Below are 16,759 nucleotides of genomic sequence, written 5' to 3'. Positions count from 1 at the left end.
GCCGGTGCGGCAGCGGGCGGGTCAGGTGAGGGCTTTGGCTAGTTCTATGCGGGAGCGGATGCCGAGGCGGGCGAAGATGTTGCGCATGTGGTGGTCGACGGTGCGGGGGCTGAGGAAGAGCTGAGCGGCGACCTCGCGGTTGGTGGCGCCGTCGCAGACCAGGCGGGCGATCTGGAGTTGCTGGGCGGTGAGCACGTCGGCGGCGCGCACCGCGAGGGCGTCCACCGCCTCGCCGGCCGCCCGCAGCTCGGCGCGGGCCTGGTCGGCCCAGGCCGGGGCGTCGTGCTGGGTGAAGGTCTCCAGCGCGCGGTGCAGGTGCTCGCGCGCGTCGCGGGGGCGGCGGGCGCGGCGCAGTTCCTGCCCGTACAGCAGCTCGGTGCGGGCCTGCTCGAAGTCGGCCTCCCCGGCCACGTGCAGCGCGAGCGCCTGCTGGAAGTGCTCCTCGGCCGCGGCGCTGCCGCGCGGGGCGAGCAGGGCGTGGCAGCGGGCCGACAGCGCCCGGCGCACCGGGTCGCCGGTCGACGCCGCCCACAGGTCGAACCCGGCCAGCGCCGCGACGGCCTGTTCCCGGTCGTCGGCCCGAACGGCCGCCTCGACCAGCCACGGCGTGGCCATGGCCTGCACCACGATGTGGCCTCGACCCGTGACGGGGCAGGCGATGCCCGCGATACGGGCCACCGTGTCGGCGGGGCGACCGGCGATCAGGTCGAGCACCGCCAGGGCCCACTGGCTCAGCGCCTTCGGCCGGTTGACCTGCCCGGTCCCGGGCGCGACCTCGATGTCGCGGATGTGGCGCAGGGCCTGCTCACGGTCACCCCGGACGGCGGCCAGCACCGCCAGCATCGCCTGGTGGTCCCCGGCGTAGTTGCCCTGCCCGCAGGCCCGCGCGGCGCGCAGCCCGTGCAGGCTGGTGGCCGCCGCGGCGTCGTAGCGGCCGAGCCAGTACTCGGCGTACGCCGTCATCTCCAGGGCCAGTGGCAGCGCCGACACGTCGCCGCTCTCCCGGGCGACCTCGACGGCGCGGGCGGCCAGCCGGTGCGCGCCGACGTCGTCGGCCAGCAGCAGCGCGGCGGCGCTGGCGCAGGTCAGCGGGGACGCGGTGTCCAGCGCGGCGCCGAGTTCGACGACGCGCCGCAGCGGGCCGATCGCGCGGTGGTGGCGGCCGCCGAAGGTGTACGCGAACCCGGCGATGTGCTCGAACACCACCTCCAGCTCCGGCGCGTCGTCCGGGCGGCGCAGCGCCGCGGCCCGGCTCGCCACCTCGGCGAAGCGGGGATAGTCGCCGGAGAAGCAGACGGCCTCACCGGCCCGCATCAGCGCCAGCACGGCCAGCTCGCGTTCGGATCCGGCGAGCCGGTCGGCGATGGTGAGCAGCGACTCGGCCGCGTTCGCGGTGGCACCGGCACGCAGCTCGATCTCCCCGGACAGCACCTCGCTCTCGGCCGACACGCCGCGTGCCGCGGGCCGGGCGCGGCGCAGCAGGCTGCGGGCCCGCCCCGCGCTGCCGGACTGCCAGGCGTACCGGGCGGCGGTGACCAGGCGGCTGGCCGCGCCACCGGGTTCGGTGGTCAGCTGTGCGGCGTGCTCCAGCGCCGCGGAGGCGCGCGAGTAACCGCCGCCGGTCGCGGCCTCCTCCAGCTCCTCGGCGAGTTCGGCGTCGGGGCCGTGCGCGGCCGCGGCCAGGTGCACCGCGCGGCGCAGCCGTTGGGTGTCGCCGTCGAGGATCTGCGCCAGGTGCAGATGGGCGGCCCGGCGCTGGGCCAGGGGCGCTTCCTCGTACGCCAGGGCGCGGGCGATGGGCTGCGGGAACACGATGCCGCCCCGGCTCACCCGGACCAGGCCGCCGCGCTCGGCGGGCGCGAGCGCGGCGATGTCCACTCCGGAGCTGTGCGCGGCCCGCATCAGGCCCGCGGCATCGGTCTCCTCGTCGGCCGCGGCGAGCAGCAGCAGCCACCGGGTGTCCGGCGCCAGCCGGTCGAGCCGGGCCCGGTACGTGCGCAGCAGCGCGCTGTCGGCCGGCAGCCGGTTCGGCAGCGGGGCCTCCCCGGCGAGCTGGCTGTCGCTGAGCGACGCGGCCAGATCGGTGAGCGCGCGCGGGTTGCCGCCGCCGAGCGCGGCCATCGCGGCCAATACCTCGTCGACCGTGCCTGCGGCACGCGGGCCGGGGGCACCCCACAGCGAGCCGCCGTCGATCCCGCCGTCGCCGGAGCCGCGCAGCAGGTCGGCCAGCAGGGCGCGGCCCGACTGCGGATCCAGCGGCCGGAGCGGAAGCTGGGGCACGCCGTTGAGCGGCAGGTCGCCGGTGGAGGTGAGCAGCAGCGACACCCGGTGGGCGCGGACCCGGCGGGCGGTGAACGCGATGGCGTCCAGCGACGGGCGGTCCAGCGCGTCGGCGTCGTCGACGCAGACCAGCACGGGGTGTTCCCGGCCCAGCGTGCCCAGCAGGGTGAGCACGGCCATGGACAGGGCGAGCCGGTCGTCGGGGGCGCAGCCCTCACCGGACAGCGCCCTGGTCAGCGCCCGCGCCTGGTGCGAGGGCAGCTCGGCGATCCGTCCGCAGACCGGCTGGAGCAGGCCCTGCAGCCCGGCGTACGGCAGGTCGGACTCCTCTTCCAGCCCGGTGGCCCACAGGTGCACGGTGCCGTCCGGGGCGGTGGCCGCCGCGTGGCGCAGCAGGGCGGTCTTGCCGCCGCCGAGGTCACCGTGCAGGAGCAGCGCTCCGCCGACCCCGCCGACCGATCCCGCCTGGAGTTCGGCGATCGTCTGCTGCTCACGGGCACGCCCGCGCAGCACTGGTATGTGCACTGTCGATGCATTTACCATGCCGACAGTGTTACCTATAAGTAACGGCTTTGGAAAGACGCGGATCGTGCCGCTTATGCCATCCCTGACGCCATCGCGGTGAGCAGCAACGCGGTCACGGTGCGCACCATGACGCCCCGGGCGGCGTCGACGTCCAGGTCGAGGCCGTCGAGCAGCATCGACCAGGCCGGCCACATGGTGGACGCGATCAGCGCGGCCAGCAGCTGGTCCCGGCCCGGACCGGCCATCTCCAGCTCGGGCGCGAACAGCGTGGACACCTCGTCGCGCACCCGTTCGATGTGCTTGAGCCGGTTGCGGCGCAGCTGCGCGGAGACCGGCTCGCGCATCGCCGCGGCGCGGGCCATCGGCGCGATCAGCTGCAGCAGCTCGGCCCGCTGGCGGCAGTACTCCTCCACCCGCCGGTGCAGCGGCAGCGCGGGGTCCACCGGCCGGTAGGCGGCGTCCTGGCGGGCGAGCACGCGCACACCGCTCGCCTCGAACAGGGTCTCCATGTCGGTGAAGTTGGTCCACAGCGCACGCAGCGAGACCCCGGCCCGCTCGGCGATGCGCTCGCCGGTCGGCCGCAGGTCACCCTCCGTGATCAGCGCGAGGTGCGCGTCCACGATGGCGGCCCGGGTGCGCTCGGCACGGGCGGTGCGGCCGTCGACCCTGCCCTCGGTGCCGGTCCTGCTCATACCGCTCCCGCCAACCTCTCCACGGCCCCACCGACCGCGCCGCCCGAACGTGCACGCAGAGTGTAATCGCGCCGCCTATGGTGCCTCCGCGCCGCCGTTCGCCGCGTCCACTCCGCGGGCGCGGCGTCCGGCCCGTCTCCGTCGCGCCCGGCGAGCGCGATGCCGTCGCACCCGGCCGGTCCGGCTCCGCGGCGCACCCGGCGGCCGGGGCTCACGAGCCTGACAGCCGGTGTTCGAGATCCTGCTGCAGCCGGTTCATGCCGCGCAGCCACCGGTCGGGGTCGGCGGCCCGCCGCGCGTAGAAGCCGGCGACCTCGGCGTGCGGCAGCACCAGGAACCTGTCACCGCCGAGCGCGGTCGCCACCGCCTCGGCGCACTCCTCGGCACTTATCGCGCCGGGGTCCAGCAGCACGCTGCCGCCGGGGCCGGACGACTCCAGCATCGGCGTGCGCACGCCCTGCGGGCACAGCGCCTGCACCACGACGCCGCGGTGGGCGTAGGTGGCCCGCAGCCATTCCGCGTGGGCGACGGCCGCGTGCTTGGTGACCGCGTACGGCGCGTTGCCGAGCATGGTGAGCAGTCCCGCCGCCGACGCGGTGACCAGCAGCCGGCCCCGCCCGGCGGCCAGCCAGCGCGGCAGCAGCGCCTGCGCGGCCAGCACGTGCGACTGCACGTTGACCCGCCAGGCCAGCTCCCACGCCCCGGCGCCGTCGGCGGGCGGCGCGACACCGGCGTTGGCGCAGAACAGGTCCAGCGCCCCGAAGGACGCCCACGCGTAGTCGACCAGCGCGGCGACCTGCGCCTCGTCGGCCACGTCGGCGGGGAAGGCCAGCCCGCCGGTCTCGTCGGCGACGCGCTGCGCCGCGACGGGGTCACGGTCGTTGACGACCACCCGGGCACCGGCCGCGGTGAAGCGGCGGGCCAGCGCGGCGCCGATGCCGGAACCGGCGCCGGTGACGACGACCGCGGCGCCGTCGAGTTCGAGGGCGGTCACGTGGACTCCTCCAGGAGATTCTTAGTTGCACTGGCAGTGCCGATATTAGGGAGCGCCGCGCGGGCGGTCAACGGAGCACGGTCATCGTGACATGCCCCACCTGGCGCGGCATTGACAGGGCCGTGCCGAAAGATGCAGCTTGAGTGCAGAAAGTTTACCCGTACTCGCGAAAGGATCCGACCGTGCCTGAAGCTGTGGTGGTCGCCGCGGCCCGCTCCCCCATCGGCCGCGCCGGCAAGGGATCGCTGGCCACGAAACGCCCCGACGACCTGGCCGCCGACATCGTCCGGGCGGCGCTGGACCAGGTGCCCGCCCTCGACCCGCGCGAGATCGGCGATCTCCTGCTCGGCTGCGGCCAGCCCGCCGGCGAGCAGGGCCACAACCTCGGCCGGGTGGTCGCCACCATGCTGGGGTTCGATCACCTGCCCGGCACCACCGTCAACCGGTACTGCTCGTCCTCGCTGCAGACGACCCGGATGGCGCTGCACGCGATCCGGGCCGGCGAGGGCGACGTGTTCCTCTCCGTCGGCGTCGAATCGGTGTCGCACTACGGCAACGGCCGCAGCGACGGCATGCCCGGCACCCGCAACGAGATGTACGCGAGCGCGCTGGCCCGCACCGAACGCCGGGCCGCCGCGGTCGCACCGGCCTGGCACGACCCGCGCGAGGACGGCGAGCTGCCCGACGTGTACATCGCGATGGGCCAGACCGCCGAGAACGTGTCCCAGCTCAAGGGCGTCTCCCGGCAGCTGCAGGACGAGTTCGCCTGCCGCTCGCAGAACCTGGCCGAGCAGGCGATCAAGGACGGCTTCTGGGCCCGCGAGATCACCCCGGTCACCCTGCCCGACGGCACCGTGGTCAGCGCGGACGACGGCCCGCGCGCCGGGGTCACCATGGCCGCGCTGGCCGGGCTCGCGCCGGTGTTCCGGCCCGACGGCACCGTCACCGCGGGCAACTGCTGCCCGCTCAACGACGGCGCGGCGGCGCTGGTCGTCATGTCCGACACCCGCGCCGCCGAGCTGGGCATCACCCCGCTGGCCCGCATCGTCTCGACCGGCCTGTCCGCGCTGTCCCCAGAGATCATGGGCCTGGGCCCGGTCGAGGCCTCCCGGCAGGCCCTCGCCCGCGCCGGCATGTCCATCCACGACGTCGACCTCGTCGAGATCAACGAGGCCTTCGCCGCGCAGGTCGTGCCCAGCGCCGCCGAGCTGGGCGTCGACTGGGACAAGCTCAACGTCAACGGCGGCGCCATCGCCGTGGGCCACCCCTTCGGCATGACCGGCGCCCGCATCACCACCACCCTGCTGAACTCCCTGCGCCACCACGACAAGTCCATCGCCCTGGAGACCATGTGCGTGGGCGGCGGCCAGGGCATGGCCATGGTCCTGGAACGCCTCTCCTGACCCACCCCACCGACCCGGCATGCATCCCGCATGCCGGGCCGGCGCTCACCCTTTTTGGGTTGATCATGAACTTATGGACGTGCTCGACGGCGTGTCCCTACCCCGACACCGTGATCACCTTCCAGGAAGCCGGGAGGCGGTGCTGCCGGAGGCGGTGCCGGGAAGGCGGTGCCGGGAGGGGGTGGGTCAGGCTGCCGGGATGGTGTTGGCGGGAGGGGCGGGGCGCTCCTCCTTGAACTCGTTGACCGGGCCGGCGGCGGAGTCGGTCTCGTAGACGGGGCCGAAGAACTCCTGATTGCCGGCGGTGACCTTGGTCAGCTTGCCGCCGCCCATGCCGGAGTGGTTGTCCTTGCCGTAGCGGAACGGGGCGAGGCCGGGGCCCTTGAAGCCGCCCTTCTCCACGGCCGCGATCAGGCCCTCACGGGTGAGGTCCTTGCCCGCCGCCTGCAGCGACTGCACGAACAGGTACGCCACCGACATGCCGTACACGGTGTTGCCGTTGAACGGGGCGCTGCCGTTGTACTGGTCGTGGATCTTCTTGAACGCCGCGGTCCACGGGTCGCTCATGTCCACCGGCGACGGCAGGTTGGAGATGCCGACCATGCCCTCCAGCAGCACTTTGCCCTCACCGAGCACCTTGGACAGGGTGAGGTAGTCCGAGCCGACGTTCGACACGACCCACTGCGGCTTGAAGCCCAGCCGTGCCGCGGTGCCCATGGACAGCGCGGTGAAGCCCGGCACGGTGGCCAGCACGACGACCTCGCAGCCGGCCGCCTTCAGGGCGCCGATCTGCGGGGCGACGTTCTGGTTGCTGGTGACGTACTTCTCCTTGGCGACCACGGCGCCCGCGCCGAGCACCTGCTCGACGCCGACCAGGCTGTCCCGGCCGAAGTCGTCGTCCTGGCCCATGAAGCAGACCTTCTTGCCGGTGTAGGTCGCCTTGATGTGGGTGGCCAGGATCTTGCCCTCGACCGTGTAGTCGGTGTTGAACCCGAACGTGCCCGGGTACTTGTCCGGCTGGTTCCAGCTGCGGCTGCCCGAGGCGACGAACAGGTCAGGCACCCGGTTGGTCTTCAGGAAGTCCAGCACGCCGGTGTGGGTGGGGGTGCCCAGTCCGTTGAGGATGGCGAAGACCTTGTCCTCCAGCACCAGCTTGCGCACCACGGTCTGGGTGTTGGCCGGGTTGTAGCCGTCGTCCATGAACTTGTACGTGATCTTGCGGCCGTGCACGCCGCCGTTGGCGTTGACGTAGTCGAAGTACGCCTTGCTGGCCGGGGCGATCTCGGAGTAGCCGGCCGCAGCGGGTCCGGTCAGCGGCATGTGCGTGCCGATGACGATCTCGCCGGCGGTCACGCCGGGCACCTCGGCCGGCGGGGTGTTCGCGTCCTCACTGCAGGCCGCGACAGCCGTGAGCAGCACGGCGGCCGTGGCGAGCGAGAGCCCGCGTCGGGTCAGGGCGTTCATGGAAACACCGGTCCTTCCGTCACGCTTACATTGATGAGTATCGATATAACAGGGTGGAGCGGTTGGTACGGTGGTGCGGCCGCGAGATCAGCGGGCAGGCGCCCGCCGCCGGACCCTCGCGCCGATCCGGCGCAGCAGGCCCTGCACGCCGCCCGGGGCGGCGATCATCACGACGATCAGGGTCAGCCCGAAGACGGCCAGCGGGAGGTTGCCCTCCAACCGCTGCGCCACCGCGGGCGACAGGGACACCCACTGCGCGCTGTCGTGGGTGAGGTCGGGCAGCGCCACGAGCAGGACCGCTCCCCACACCGCCCCCGACAGGCTGCCCAGGCCGCCGATGACCACGGCCATCAGCAGGAACAGCGACAGGGTCAGCGAGAACGCGCCCGGCGACACGCTCTGCGCCAGCAGCGCCATCAGGCCGCCGCCGAGCCCGGCGCTGGCCGCGCTCACCACGAACGCCAGCACCTGGGTACGCCCGACGTGGATGCCGGACAGCCGGGCGGCCACCTCGTCGTCGCGCACCGCGCGCAGGTTGCGCCCGACCCGGCTGCGCACCAGGTTGGCCAGCAGCAGCATGGTCAGCAGGGCTCCGGTCAACGCGACCCAGGCCTGCCAGCGCTCGTTCGGGAAGTACAGCCCGAGCGACAGCGGCGGCGGCTCGACGGCCACCGACAGGCCCTGCTCGCTGTTGAAGACCTCGTCGAAGGTGACCGTCGCCGCGGGCACCGCGACCGCCACCGCGAGGGTCACGCCGGCCAGGTACGGCCCGCGCAGCCGGGCGGCGGCCAGCCCGATGACCGCGCCCGCGGCCATGGTGACCAGCACCCCCAGGGCCAGCGACAGCGGCAGCACCTGGTTGCCGGTGATCCCCCGGTCGGCCAGCGCGTTCTGGGTCAAGGCCACGGTGTACGCACCGACGGCCATCAGCGCACCGTGCCCCAGCGACAGCTGCCCGTTCATGCCGACCAGCAACGTGAGCCCGGCCGTCGCGCACAGGTAGGCCGCGACCGTGGCCAGCTGGAAGTTGCGGAACGGGTCGAGCTGCTGGGTGAGCAGGAACAGCACCACCCCGGCGAGCGCCGCGAGGATCAAGTGACGCAGCAGCGTCGACCGGCTGAGGAACCCCAGCAGTGCCACGGCTCGGTGCGGAGCAGGGTCGGTGGCCGCAGCGGGTGCAGCCGGAGTAACAGTCTGCTCGCTCATGCCTTCTCCTCGCTACGCTCGTCGGCGGCCTGAGTTCCGGTCGACACGATTCGCTCGCTCATGCCTGCCTCGCCACGGTGCTGGAGAAGAGGCCGCCCGGGCGGACCAGCAGCACCGCGAGCAGCAGCACGAGCACTGCCATCGGGGTGACGTCGCTGCCCAGGTAGCCGCTGACGTACGAGAGGATCAGGCCGACGGTCAGCCCGCCGACCACCGCGCCGGGTGGGCTGTCCAGCCCGCCGACCACCGCCGCGGTGAACGCCGACACGAACACCAGGTCCATGGCGTGCGGGTGCAGGCCCAGCTCGGTGGGGATGACCAGCATCGCGGCGAGCGCGCCGACCGCGGAGGCCAGCGCCCAGCCCAGCGTCAGCATGCCGCCGACGTTCACGCCGAGCAGCCGCGACACCTCGGGCGCGAAGGCCGAGGCCCGCATGCGCAGGCCCACGGAGGTCCGCGTGAACAGCAGCGCGAGTCCGACCAGCACCAGCAGCACGGCCCCGAAGACGAACAGGTCGTAGCGCGACAGCAGCGGCACGTCGCCGACGCTCAGCGCGGTCCGGCTGAACGGGGTGCCCGCGGGCAGGAACTCGTTGCCGTACACCATGCCCAGCACCGCCTGCATGACCAGGACCAGGCCCAGCGCCACGATCACCTCGGACAGCGGCGAGCTGTGGTCCACGAACCGCATCACCGCCCGCTCGACGACCATGCCGATCAGCAGCCCGCCGACCAGCGCCGCGCCGAAGCCCAGCCAGTACGAGCCGGTCGCCGTGGTGACGCTGTAGCCGGCGTACGCCGCGGCCACCGCCATCGCCCCCTGGGCGAAGTTGACGATGCGCGCGGCCCGCCAGATCAGCACCAGGGCCAGCGCGAACGCGGCCAGCACCGCCCCCTTGGACAGGCCGTCGAAGGTGAGGAAGACGAAGCGGTCCAACGGATACCTCCTTACTCGCAGTAGCAGGGCAGGGGGCTCAGAAGCCCAGATAGGCGTGGCGCAGTTCCTCGTCGTCGCGCAGCCGGTCGGCGCTGGTCGCCGTCACGATCCGGCCCAGCGACATGACCACCGCCTCGTCGGCCACCGACAGCGCGCTGCGTACGTTCTGCTCCACCAGCAGCACGGTCAGCCCGGTGGTGTCGCGCAGATGCCGCAGCAGCGCCATGATCTGCGCGATGACACGGGGCGCGAGCCCGAGTGACGGCTCGTCCAGCAGCAGCAGTCTCGGGCGGGCCACCAGGGCGCGGCCCAGCGCCAGCATCTGCCGCTCGCCGCCGGACAGCTGGTGCCCGGCACTGCGGCGGCGCTGCGCCAGCGGCTCGAACAGCTCGTACACCTCGGCCAGCGCCTTGCCCGCATCCTCGCGGTCGCGCCGCCACAGCCCGCCCAGCCGCAGGTTCTCGTCGACGGTCAGCTCGGCGACCACACCCCGGCCCTCGGGCACGTGCGCCATGCCCCGGCGCACCAGCTGCTCCACCGGCACGTCGCGCAGCGGCTGCCCGCCGTAGACGATCTCGCCGCCGCTCGGCCGGACCAGCCCGGACAGGGTGCGCAGCAGCGTGGTCTTGCCCGCGCCGTTGGCCCCGAGCACCGCCGCGATGGTCCCGGCCCGCACGGTGAGGTCCACCTCCTGCAGCACGGGCGCGGCGCCGTACCCGGCGGTCAGGCCCTTCACCTGCAGGATCACGTCGTCACCGGTCATGCCGAAGCCTCCTGGCGGCTGATGGACGGGGTGGCCGCGTCGACCTCGGCGCCGAGGTAGGCCTCGGTCACGGCGGGGTCGTCGCGCACCTCCTGCGGGGTGCCGGTGGCGATGAGGCGTCCGAAGTCGAGCACCGCGATCCGGTCGCAGACAGCCATCACCAGGTCCATGTGGTGCTCGACGAGCATCACCGAGCAGCCGGCCTCGCCGGGCAGGGTCGTGATCAGCTCGGCCAGCTCCGCGATGTCCTGCGCGCCCAGGCCCCCGGCGGGCTCGTCGAGCAGCAGCAGGCGCGGGCGGGCGGCCAGCGCGCGGGCCAGCGCGACCCGCTTGCCGACGGCGTAGGGCAGCGTGCCGGGCAGCGCCCCCGCGTACGACGCGACGTCGAAGCGCGCCAGCAGCGTCATCGCCTCGTCCCTCAGCCGCCGCTCGTCGCGGTCGCTGCGGGGCAGGCCGAGCAGCCCGGAGAAGAAACCGGCGCGGGCGGTGCAGGTCGCGCCCGCCATCACGTTCTCCAGCACGGTCAGCCCGCGGAACAGCCCGACGCCCTGCAGGGTGCGGGCGATGCCGAGACCGGCCAGCCGGTGCGGCGACGGCGTCAGGCGTACGCCGTTCAGTTCCAAGCTGCCCGAGGTCGGCCGGACCAGTCCGCAGACCACGTTGAACAGGGTGGTCTTGCCCGCGCCGTTGGGGCCGATGACGCCGACCACCTGGCCGGGAGCCACTTCGAGGGACACGTCGTCCAGTGCGGTCAGCCCACCGAAGCGCACCCCGATGCCCCGCAGGAACAGGCTGTGGCCTGCCGCGCTTGTCTCGCCGGACGGCGGTTTCATCGTCACCTCTACAGGTCGGGATCGCGGTCGATGTGAGGGATGGCTAAGTTATTACACTAGGAGTGTAGGTTTGAGAAACGGCTCGTCAATACCCTTGTTACGACCCCGTGACCTCACTGCGCGAAGTCGTTCAAATCGCATGATCTACGGGGCACGGACGAGCCTCGCGCCCACTCCGGACACCGCCCAGTCGATCTTTATTTGCACACTCGGTGAAGCAACTTCCGCATCGCGGGCTGCAGTTTCGGGGAAACTGCAGCCATCACGGCGCGGATTCGTGCACTTTCCCCGAAACTGCAGGCCGTCGGGGTCACGCGGGAGCGAGGTCGGCGAGGGTGGCCAGGGCGGCGCGGTGGTGGGCGGCGGTGCCGTAGGCGACGGCGGCGCTCTTGGCCCGCTTGAGGTAGAGGTGGGCCGGGTGTTCCCAGGTGAAGCCGATGCCGCCGTGCATCTGCACGCACTCCTCGGCCGCGCGCACCGCGACCGGGCCGCAGTGTGCCTGCGCCAGGGCCGCCGCCAGCCGCGCGTCCGGATCACCCACTGCCACGGCGGCCGCGGCATGGCGGGCCACCGCCCGTGCCTGCACCAGCTCCACCCACAGGTCGGCGAGCCGGTGCTTGAGCGCCTGGAACGAGCCGACCGGCCGCCCGAACTGGTAGCGCGTCTTCAGATGCTCGACCGTCGTGTCCAGGCACCATTGGGCCAGCCCGAGCTGCTCCGAGGCCAGCAGCGCCGCACCGGCGACCAGCGCCGCGTCGAACGCCGCCGCAGCCCGGTCGCCTGCCGCCAGCAGCCGGCCGGGCGCGTTCCACATCGCGAGGTCGCACAGCGGCCGGGTCTCGTCCAGCGACACCACCGGGGTCCGCCTCAGCCCGGCCGCGTCCGCGTCGATCGCGAACAGCGCCCCGCCCGCGGGCACCAGCAACACCCGCGCCCGCAACGCGTCAGCGACGCTGCTCACCGTGCCATTGAGCAGCGGACTGCCGTCCGCCGCCGTCGACACCTCGACCCCCGGCGGCCGCGGCCCGGCCACCGGTGACGACCCGGCACGCGACCGGGACACCGCCGACCGTGCTCCGGCATCCGCTGACAGCACCGGCGCGGCCGGTCCCACGTCGAACGGCAGGGCCAGCGCCATCGGCTCGCCGCCCGCCAGCTCGCGCAGCAGGTCGCTCTCGCCGAGGTGCACCAGGAGTTGCGCGGCGACGGTCGTGCCGAGATAGGGCACCGGCGCGACGGCCCGGCCGAGTTCCTCCAGCACCACCGCGGTCTCGGCGACCGTCGCGCCCGCACCGCCCAGGTGTTCGGGCACGGCGAGGGCTGCCAGTCCCGTCTCCACGGACAGCAGACGCCACAGGTCGGCGTCGTCGGGCTCGGGACTTTCGGCGACCTTGAGCACGCGCGCCCACGGCGCGTGGTCGGTGAGCATGGCCCGCACGGAGTCGCGCAGTGCCTCCTGCTCCTCGGTGTAGCGCAGGTCGAGGTTCATCGGGGCAGCTCCTTCCAGGCGGCGCCGGTGTCCTGGCGCGGCTCGGCGGGCAGGCCGAGCACCCGCTCGGCGACGATGTTGCGCAGCACCTCGGAGGTGCCGCCCTCGATCGAGTTGCCCTTGGCGCGCAGCCAGCGGTACGTGGGACCGCGGCCGATCAGGTCCAGCTCCTCGGGGCGGTCGGCGCGCCAGTGGTCGTGGCGCAGGCCCTCCGCGCCCAGCAGCTCCACCTCCCTGCCGGAGATCTGCTGGGTGAGCGCCGCGAAGGCGAGCTTCATCGCCGAGCCTTCGGGGCCGGGCTCGCCTGCGGCCAGCTGCTGGCGCAGCCGGATGCCGGTCAGCCGCAGCGCCTCGGCGCGCACCCACAGCCGCAGCACCTCGTCGTGCAGGGCAGTGGTGCGCAGCTCGGGCCGCTCCCGCCAGGTGCGGGCCAGCACGCCGATCATCCCGCCCTCGCGGGGCAGCGCGGCCCCGCCGATGGCGACCCGCTCGTTCATCAGCGTGGTACGCGCCACCGCCCAGCCCTCGCCGACCGCGCCGAGCCGCAGCTCGTCGCCCAGCCGTACGCCGGACAGGAAGACCTCGTTGAACTCGGCCTCGCCGGTGGCCTGCCGCAGCGGCCGCACCTGCACGCCCGGGGCGTGCATGTCGCACAGGAAGTAGGTCAGCCCGGCGTGCTTGGGCACGGCCGGGTCGGTGCGGGCGAGCAGGATGCCCCAGCGCGCCTGGTGCGCCATGGACGTCCACACCTTCTGCCCGTCGATGAGCCAGCCGTCGCCGTCGCGTACCGCGCGGGTGGCGACGCCGGCCAGGTCGGACCCGGCGCCGGGCTCGCTGAACAGCTGGCACCAGACCTCCTCGGCGGTCCACAGCGGACGCAGGAAGCGCGCGCGCTGCGCGGCCGTGCCGTGGCGCAGGATGGTCGGGGCGGCCATGCCCAGGCCGATGCCGATGCGGCGCGGGCTGTTGTCCGGCGCGCCCGCCGCGGCGAAGCGCTGGTCCACCACCGGTTGCAGCACCCTCGGTGCACCGAGCCCGCCCAGGCCGACCGGATAGTGCACCCAGGCCAGCCCGGCGTCGAACCGGGCGCGCAGGAACTCCAGCCGGTCGCCCGCCGGGTCGTGCCCGGCCAGGAAGCCGTCGACCCGCTCCCGCAGGGCCTGCGCCGTCACCGGCTCCGCCATGCTCGCTCCCACCCTCGATCCCCTTCGCGCAAACTAGATGCACTGTGAGTGCAATATAAGCGCGGAGCGGTCGCGGCGGAAGGGGGCGGCCACCGGCGATGATCGCGAGCCGCAAGACCGGTGATTTCGCCGATGTCTCCGGCGCGTTACGACCGGACAGTGTCCTGATTACCCAGCGTGCTCCCCGGCGTCGCCGATCGTCGCCGGGACGGGACGAGAGGAGACGTCAGGTGCCCGAATTCGGCGCACGTCCGGCACGGCGGGGATGGCGGTGGCTGCTGCTGGTCCCGATCCTCGCCCCGCTGCCGGTCGGCCTCTACAACCGGCTGGAACCGCAGCTGTGGGGCATCCCGTTCTTCTACTGGTATCAGGTGGGCTGCGCGGTGCTGGCGATGTCCGTCACCACGTTCGTGCACCGGATGACCCGGGCGGGGCGGTGACCGTGACCGCACGTCAGGTCGAGATCGGCGTATTCGCCGCACTGCTCGGCGCGATGCTGCTGCTCGGCTTCTCCGCCGCCCGCTGGCGCCGGCCGCACAGCCTGCACTCGCTGGAGGAGTGGGGCGTCGGCGGCCGCGCGTTCGGCAACTGGGTCACCTGGTTCCTGCTCGGCGGCAGCATGTACACCGCGTACACCTACATCGCGGTGCCCGCCCTGGTGTACGGCGTCGGCGCGGCCGGCTTCTTCGCGGTGCCGTTCGCCATCATGACCGCGCCGATGGCCTACCTGATCAGCACCCGCACCTGGTCGGTCTCGCACGCCCACGGCTTCGTCACCTCGGCCGAGTTCACCCGGGCCCGGTTCGGCTCGCGCGGGCTGGCCGCCCTGGTGGCGGTCACCGGGATCGTGGCCACCATGCCGTACATCGCGGTGCAGCTGGTGGCGCTGCAGGCCGTGATGAAGACGCTCGGCGTCACGGGTGAGTGGCCGCTGACCGTCGCCGTGGTCGTGGCGTCCATCTGCACCTTCCGGTCCGGGCTGCGCGCGCCCGCGCTGCTGTCCATCGCCAAGGACGTGCTGCTGCTGTGGCTGGTGCTGGCGATCGTGCTGCTGGTGGCCATGTCCGGCGGCTGGTCGGCGGCGTTCCGGGGAGCCGGCGAGCGCTTCACCGCCGACGTCTCCCCCGCCAGCGGGCTGCTGCTGCCCGAGGGCGGCTGGGTCGGCTACCTCACCCTGGTGCTCGGCTCCGCGCTGGCGATCTTCGCGTACCCGCACGCGCTGACCGGGATCCTGGCCGCCCGCGACCGGGCCACGGTGCAGCGCAACGCCGCCGCGCTGCCGGTCTACTGCCTGGCGCTGGGGCTGGTCGCGATGCTCGGCTTCTTCGCCATCGGCCAGGGCGTGCGGCCGGTCGGCGGGGACCTGAACACGGTCGTGCCGCAGCTGTTCCACGAGGTGTTCCCGGCCTGGTGCGCCGGCATCGCGTACGCCGCGGTCGGCGTCGCCGCCCTCATCCCGGCCGCGGTCATGTCCATCGCCGCCGCGAACCTGTTCACCCGCTCCATCTACCGCGAGTACCTGCGGCCCGGCGCGTCGCCGCGCGAGGAGGCACGGGTCAGCCGCTGGGTGTCGCTGCTGGCGAAGTTCGGCGCGCTGATCTTCATCCTGCTGCTGGACCCGCAGTTCTCCATCGAGTTCCAACTGATCGGCGGCGTCATCGTGCTGCAGACGGTGCCCGCCGTGGTGCTCGGCCTGTGGACCAACTGGTTCCACCGCTGGGCGCTGGCCGCGGGACTGCTCGGCGGCCTCGCCACCGGCCTGTTCCTGATGTACCTCATCCCCCAGCGCGCCCCGGACGGCCGCATCGTCAAGGCCCACTTCGGCGGCTCGAACCTCCCGCTCGCCCAGCTCGGCTTCGACACCCGCGCCGCCGTCTACACCGGCCTGATCGCCCTGGCCCTGAACCTGGCTGTCGTGGTGGCCGCCACCCTGCTCCTGCGCGCGTTGCGTGTCCCCGCAGGCCTCGACGCCACCCGCCCCGCCGACTACTTCGCCGACGCGACCACCACCGCCCCCCGCCACTCCGACGCCCTCCTCGACGGCCCCACCCGCCCACGCGTAGGCGCCCACGCCGCCCGCTAGAGAAAGGAAGGGCACCTTGCCATCGCTATAGGTGGTGGAAGGGCACCTTCTTAACGCCGTCGGCCCCCTACGCAGCGCAAAAAGCTCCGGCCGCACCCGTCGGAAGACGGGTGCGGCCGGAGCTGCGTACTGCGTTTTGTCAGGCGGCGTACGGGCCCTGGCCGTACTTGGCCAGGACCAGGTCCGCGGCCAGCTTCTCCCACTTGGCGTAGTGGTCGGGGAAGGCCGAGACCTGCACGGTCTGCGCCGCGTCGGTCAGCGCCATCTTGTCGTAACCCTCGACGTTCTTCAGGCCGTTGTAGAAGGCCTTCGAGGAGTACACCGGGTCGGTGATCTCCGCCGGGGTGCCCCAGCCGGCCGACGGGCGCTGCTGGAACAGGCCCAGCGAGTCGTGGTCGTTCATGTCACCCAGGTGACCCAGGTTGTGCAGGGTCGACTCCTGGGCGGCGGTCGCGACCGCGATCACCCACGCGCGCGGGGGCAGGCCCATCTTCTGGCCGGTCTCGATGATGACCTCCGCGTTGCGCTTCTGCTCCGCGGTGGGCTTGAAAGTCTCCTGGTATTCCGCTACGGGAGCCGGCATCAGCTGTTGGCGGCTCGGTGCCTTGGCGGCCTGCTCGGCCTTCTTGGCTGCGGCGGGCGCCTTCGTCGCCGGCTTGGCGACCGGCACGGCGGCGACTGCCGCGGCCGACTCGGTCTTGGTGGTGGCGGGTGCCGCTACGGCCCGCGCTACAGCCGTCGCCTCGGGGGCGGTGGCGGTGACGGGGCTGGCACTGGCCGGCGCGCCGGCGAAGCCGGTGAGCACTGCCATGCCGGTGGCGGCGAGTACTGCCCGGAAGGACACGCGCTTGAGTGCGGGCAGGTGCCGTGCCATCAGGTCGACGTTGACCACGAGTAGGTCCCTTC

General features: G+C 73.1%; 14 protein-coding genes. 3 read left to right on the top strand and 11 right to left on the bottom strand.

The features are described 5' to 3' along the window. Positions 1–21 precede the first annotated feature (21 nt). From HAV39_RS36265 to HAV39_RS36255, 3 genes are all read right to left on the bottom strand, one after another. Positions 22–2,805: a helix-turn-helix transcriptional regulator gene (locus HAV39_RS36265; protein ID WP_239120262.1), complete on the bottom strand. Its 2,784-nt coding sequence runs from the start codon at positions 2,803–2,805 to the stop codon at positions 22–24. A 71-nt stretch (positions 2,806–2,876) separates the two neighbouring features. Further along, positions 2,877–3,497 carry a TetR/AcrR family transcriptional regulator gene (locus HAV39_RS36260; protein ID WP_120316330.1) on the bottom strand — a complete coding sequence of 207 codons (621 nt, stop codon included), beginning with the start codon at positions 3,495–3,497 and terminating at the stop codon, positions 2,877–2,879. A 211-nt stretch (positions 3,498–3,708) separates the two neighbouring features. Continuing rightward, a complete protein-coding gene (locus HAV39_RS36255) occupies positions 3,709–4,491 on the bottom strand; it encodes an SDR family oxidoreductase (protein WP_191843682.1) in 783 nt (260 codons plus the stop codon). A gap of 182 nt (positions 4,492–4,673) precedes the next feature. Between HAV39_RS36255 and HAV39_RS36250 the strand changes: the two genes are divergently transcribed. Next, a complete protein-coding gene (locus HAV39_RS36250) occupies positions 4,674–5,894 on the top strand; it encodes an acetyl-CoA C-acetyltransferase (RefSeq protein ID WP_191843681.1) in 1,221 nt (406 codons plus the stop codon). A 186-nt stretch (positions 5,895–6,080) separates the two neighbouring features. On the opposite strand, the gene HAV39_RS36245 is transcribed toward HAV39_RS36250, so the two are convergent. The 7 genes from HAV39_RS36245 to HAV39_RS36215 all read right to left on the bottom strand — a co-directional run bounded on the left by HAV39_RS36245 (position 6,081) and on the right by HAV39_RS36215 (position 13,770). After that, positions 6,081–7,358 (bottom strand): ABC transporter substrate-binding protein, encoded by a 1,278-nt coding sequence (locus HAV39_RS36245; protein ID WP_191843680.1) that lies wholly within the window; start codon positions 7,356–7,358, stop codon positions 6,081–6,083. An 87-nt stretch (positions 7,359–7,445) separates the two neighbouring features. Further along, entirely contained in the window at positions 7,446–8,564 is a 1,119-nt protein-coding gene (locus HAV39_RS36240; RefSeq protein WP_191843679.1) for a branched-chain amino acid ABC transporter permease, read from the bottom strand. A gap of 58 nt (positions 8,565–8,622) precedes the next feature. Then, on the bottom strand, positions 8,623–9,501 hold the full coding sequence (locus HAV39_RS36235) for a branched-chain amino acid ABC transporter permease (protein WP_191843678.1): 879 nt from the start codon (positions 9,499–9,501) through the stop codon (positions 8,623–8,625). 37 nt (positions 9,502–9,538) lie between these two features. Further along, a complete protein-coding gene (locus tag HAV39_RS36230) occupies positions 9,539–10,264 on the bottom strand; it encodes an ABC transporter ATP-binding protein (protein WP_191843677.1) in 726 nt (241 codons plus the stop codon). Next, positions 10,261–11,097 (bottom strand): ABC transporter ATP-binding protein, encoded by an 837-nt coding sequence (locus tag HAV39_RS36225; RefSeq protein WP_191843676.1) that lies wholly within the window; start codon positions 11,095–11,097, stop codon positions 10,261–10,263. The genes HAV39_RS36230 and HAV39_RS36225 overlap by 4 nt, the downstream gene beginning before the upstream one ends. A 310-nt stretch (positions 11,098–11,407) precedes the next feature. Beyond that, positions 11,408–12,586: an acyl-CoA dehydrogenase family protein gene (locus HAV39_RS36220; RefSeq protein WP_191843675.1), complete on the bottom strand. Its 1,179-nt coding sequence runs from the start codon at positions 12,584–12,586 to the stop codon at positions 11,408–11,410. Further along, on the bottom strand, positions 12,583–13,770 hold the full coding sequence (locus HAV39_RS36215) for an acyl-CoA dehydrogenase family protein (RefSeq protein ID WP_191843674.1): 1,188 nt from the start codon (positions 13,768–13,770) through the stop codon (positions 12,583–12,585). The genes HAV39_RS36220 and HAV39_RS36215 overlap by 4 nt, the downstream gene beginning before the upstream one ends. A gap of 230 nt (positions 13,771–14,000) precedes the next feature. Between HAV39_RS36215 and HAV39_RS43095 the strand changes: the two genes are divergently transcribed. Together HAV39_RS43095 and HAV39_RS36205 are read left to right on the top strand one after the other, a co-directional pair. Then, positions 14,001–14,210 (top strand): DUF3311 domain-containing protein, encoded by a 210-nt coding sequence (locus HAV39_RS43095; protein ID WP_239120264.1) that lies wholly within the window; start codon positions 14,001–14,003, stop codon positions 14,208–14,210. A 53-nt stretch (positions 14,211–14,263) separates the two neighbouring features. After that, positions 14,264–15,853: a sodium:solute symporter family protein gene (locus tag HAV39_RS36205; protein WP_191843725.1), complete on the top strand. Its 1,590-nt coding sequence runs from the start codon at positions 14,264–14,266 to the stop codon at positions 15,851–15,853. 139 nt (positions 15,854–15,992) lie between these two features. On the opposite strand, the gene HAV39_RS36200 is transcribed toward HAV39_RS36205, so the two are convergent. Beyond that, positions 15,993–16,745, bottom strand: a complete 753-nt coding sequence (locus HAV39_RS36200) for a hypothetical protein (protein ID WP_191843672.1) — start codon at positions 16,743–16,745, stop codon at positions 15,993–15,995. Between the last annotated feature and the right edge of the window lie 14 nt (positions 16,746–16,759).

The sequence above is a fragment of the Catellatospora chokoriensis genome, from assembly GCF_011297315.1.
Taxonomy (GTDB): domain Bacteria; phylum Actinomycetota; class Actinomycetes; order Mycobacteriales; family Micromonosporaceae; genus Catellatospora; species Catellatospora citrea.
Note: the sequence above shows the minus strand (reverse complement) of the source record. Positions and strands in the feature narration are given on the sequence as shown.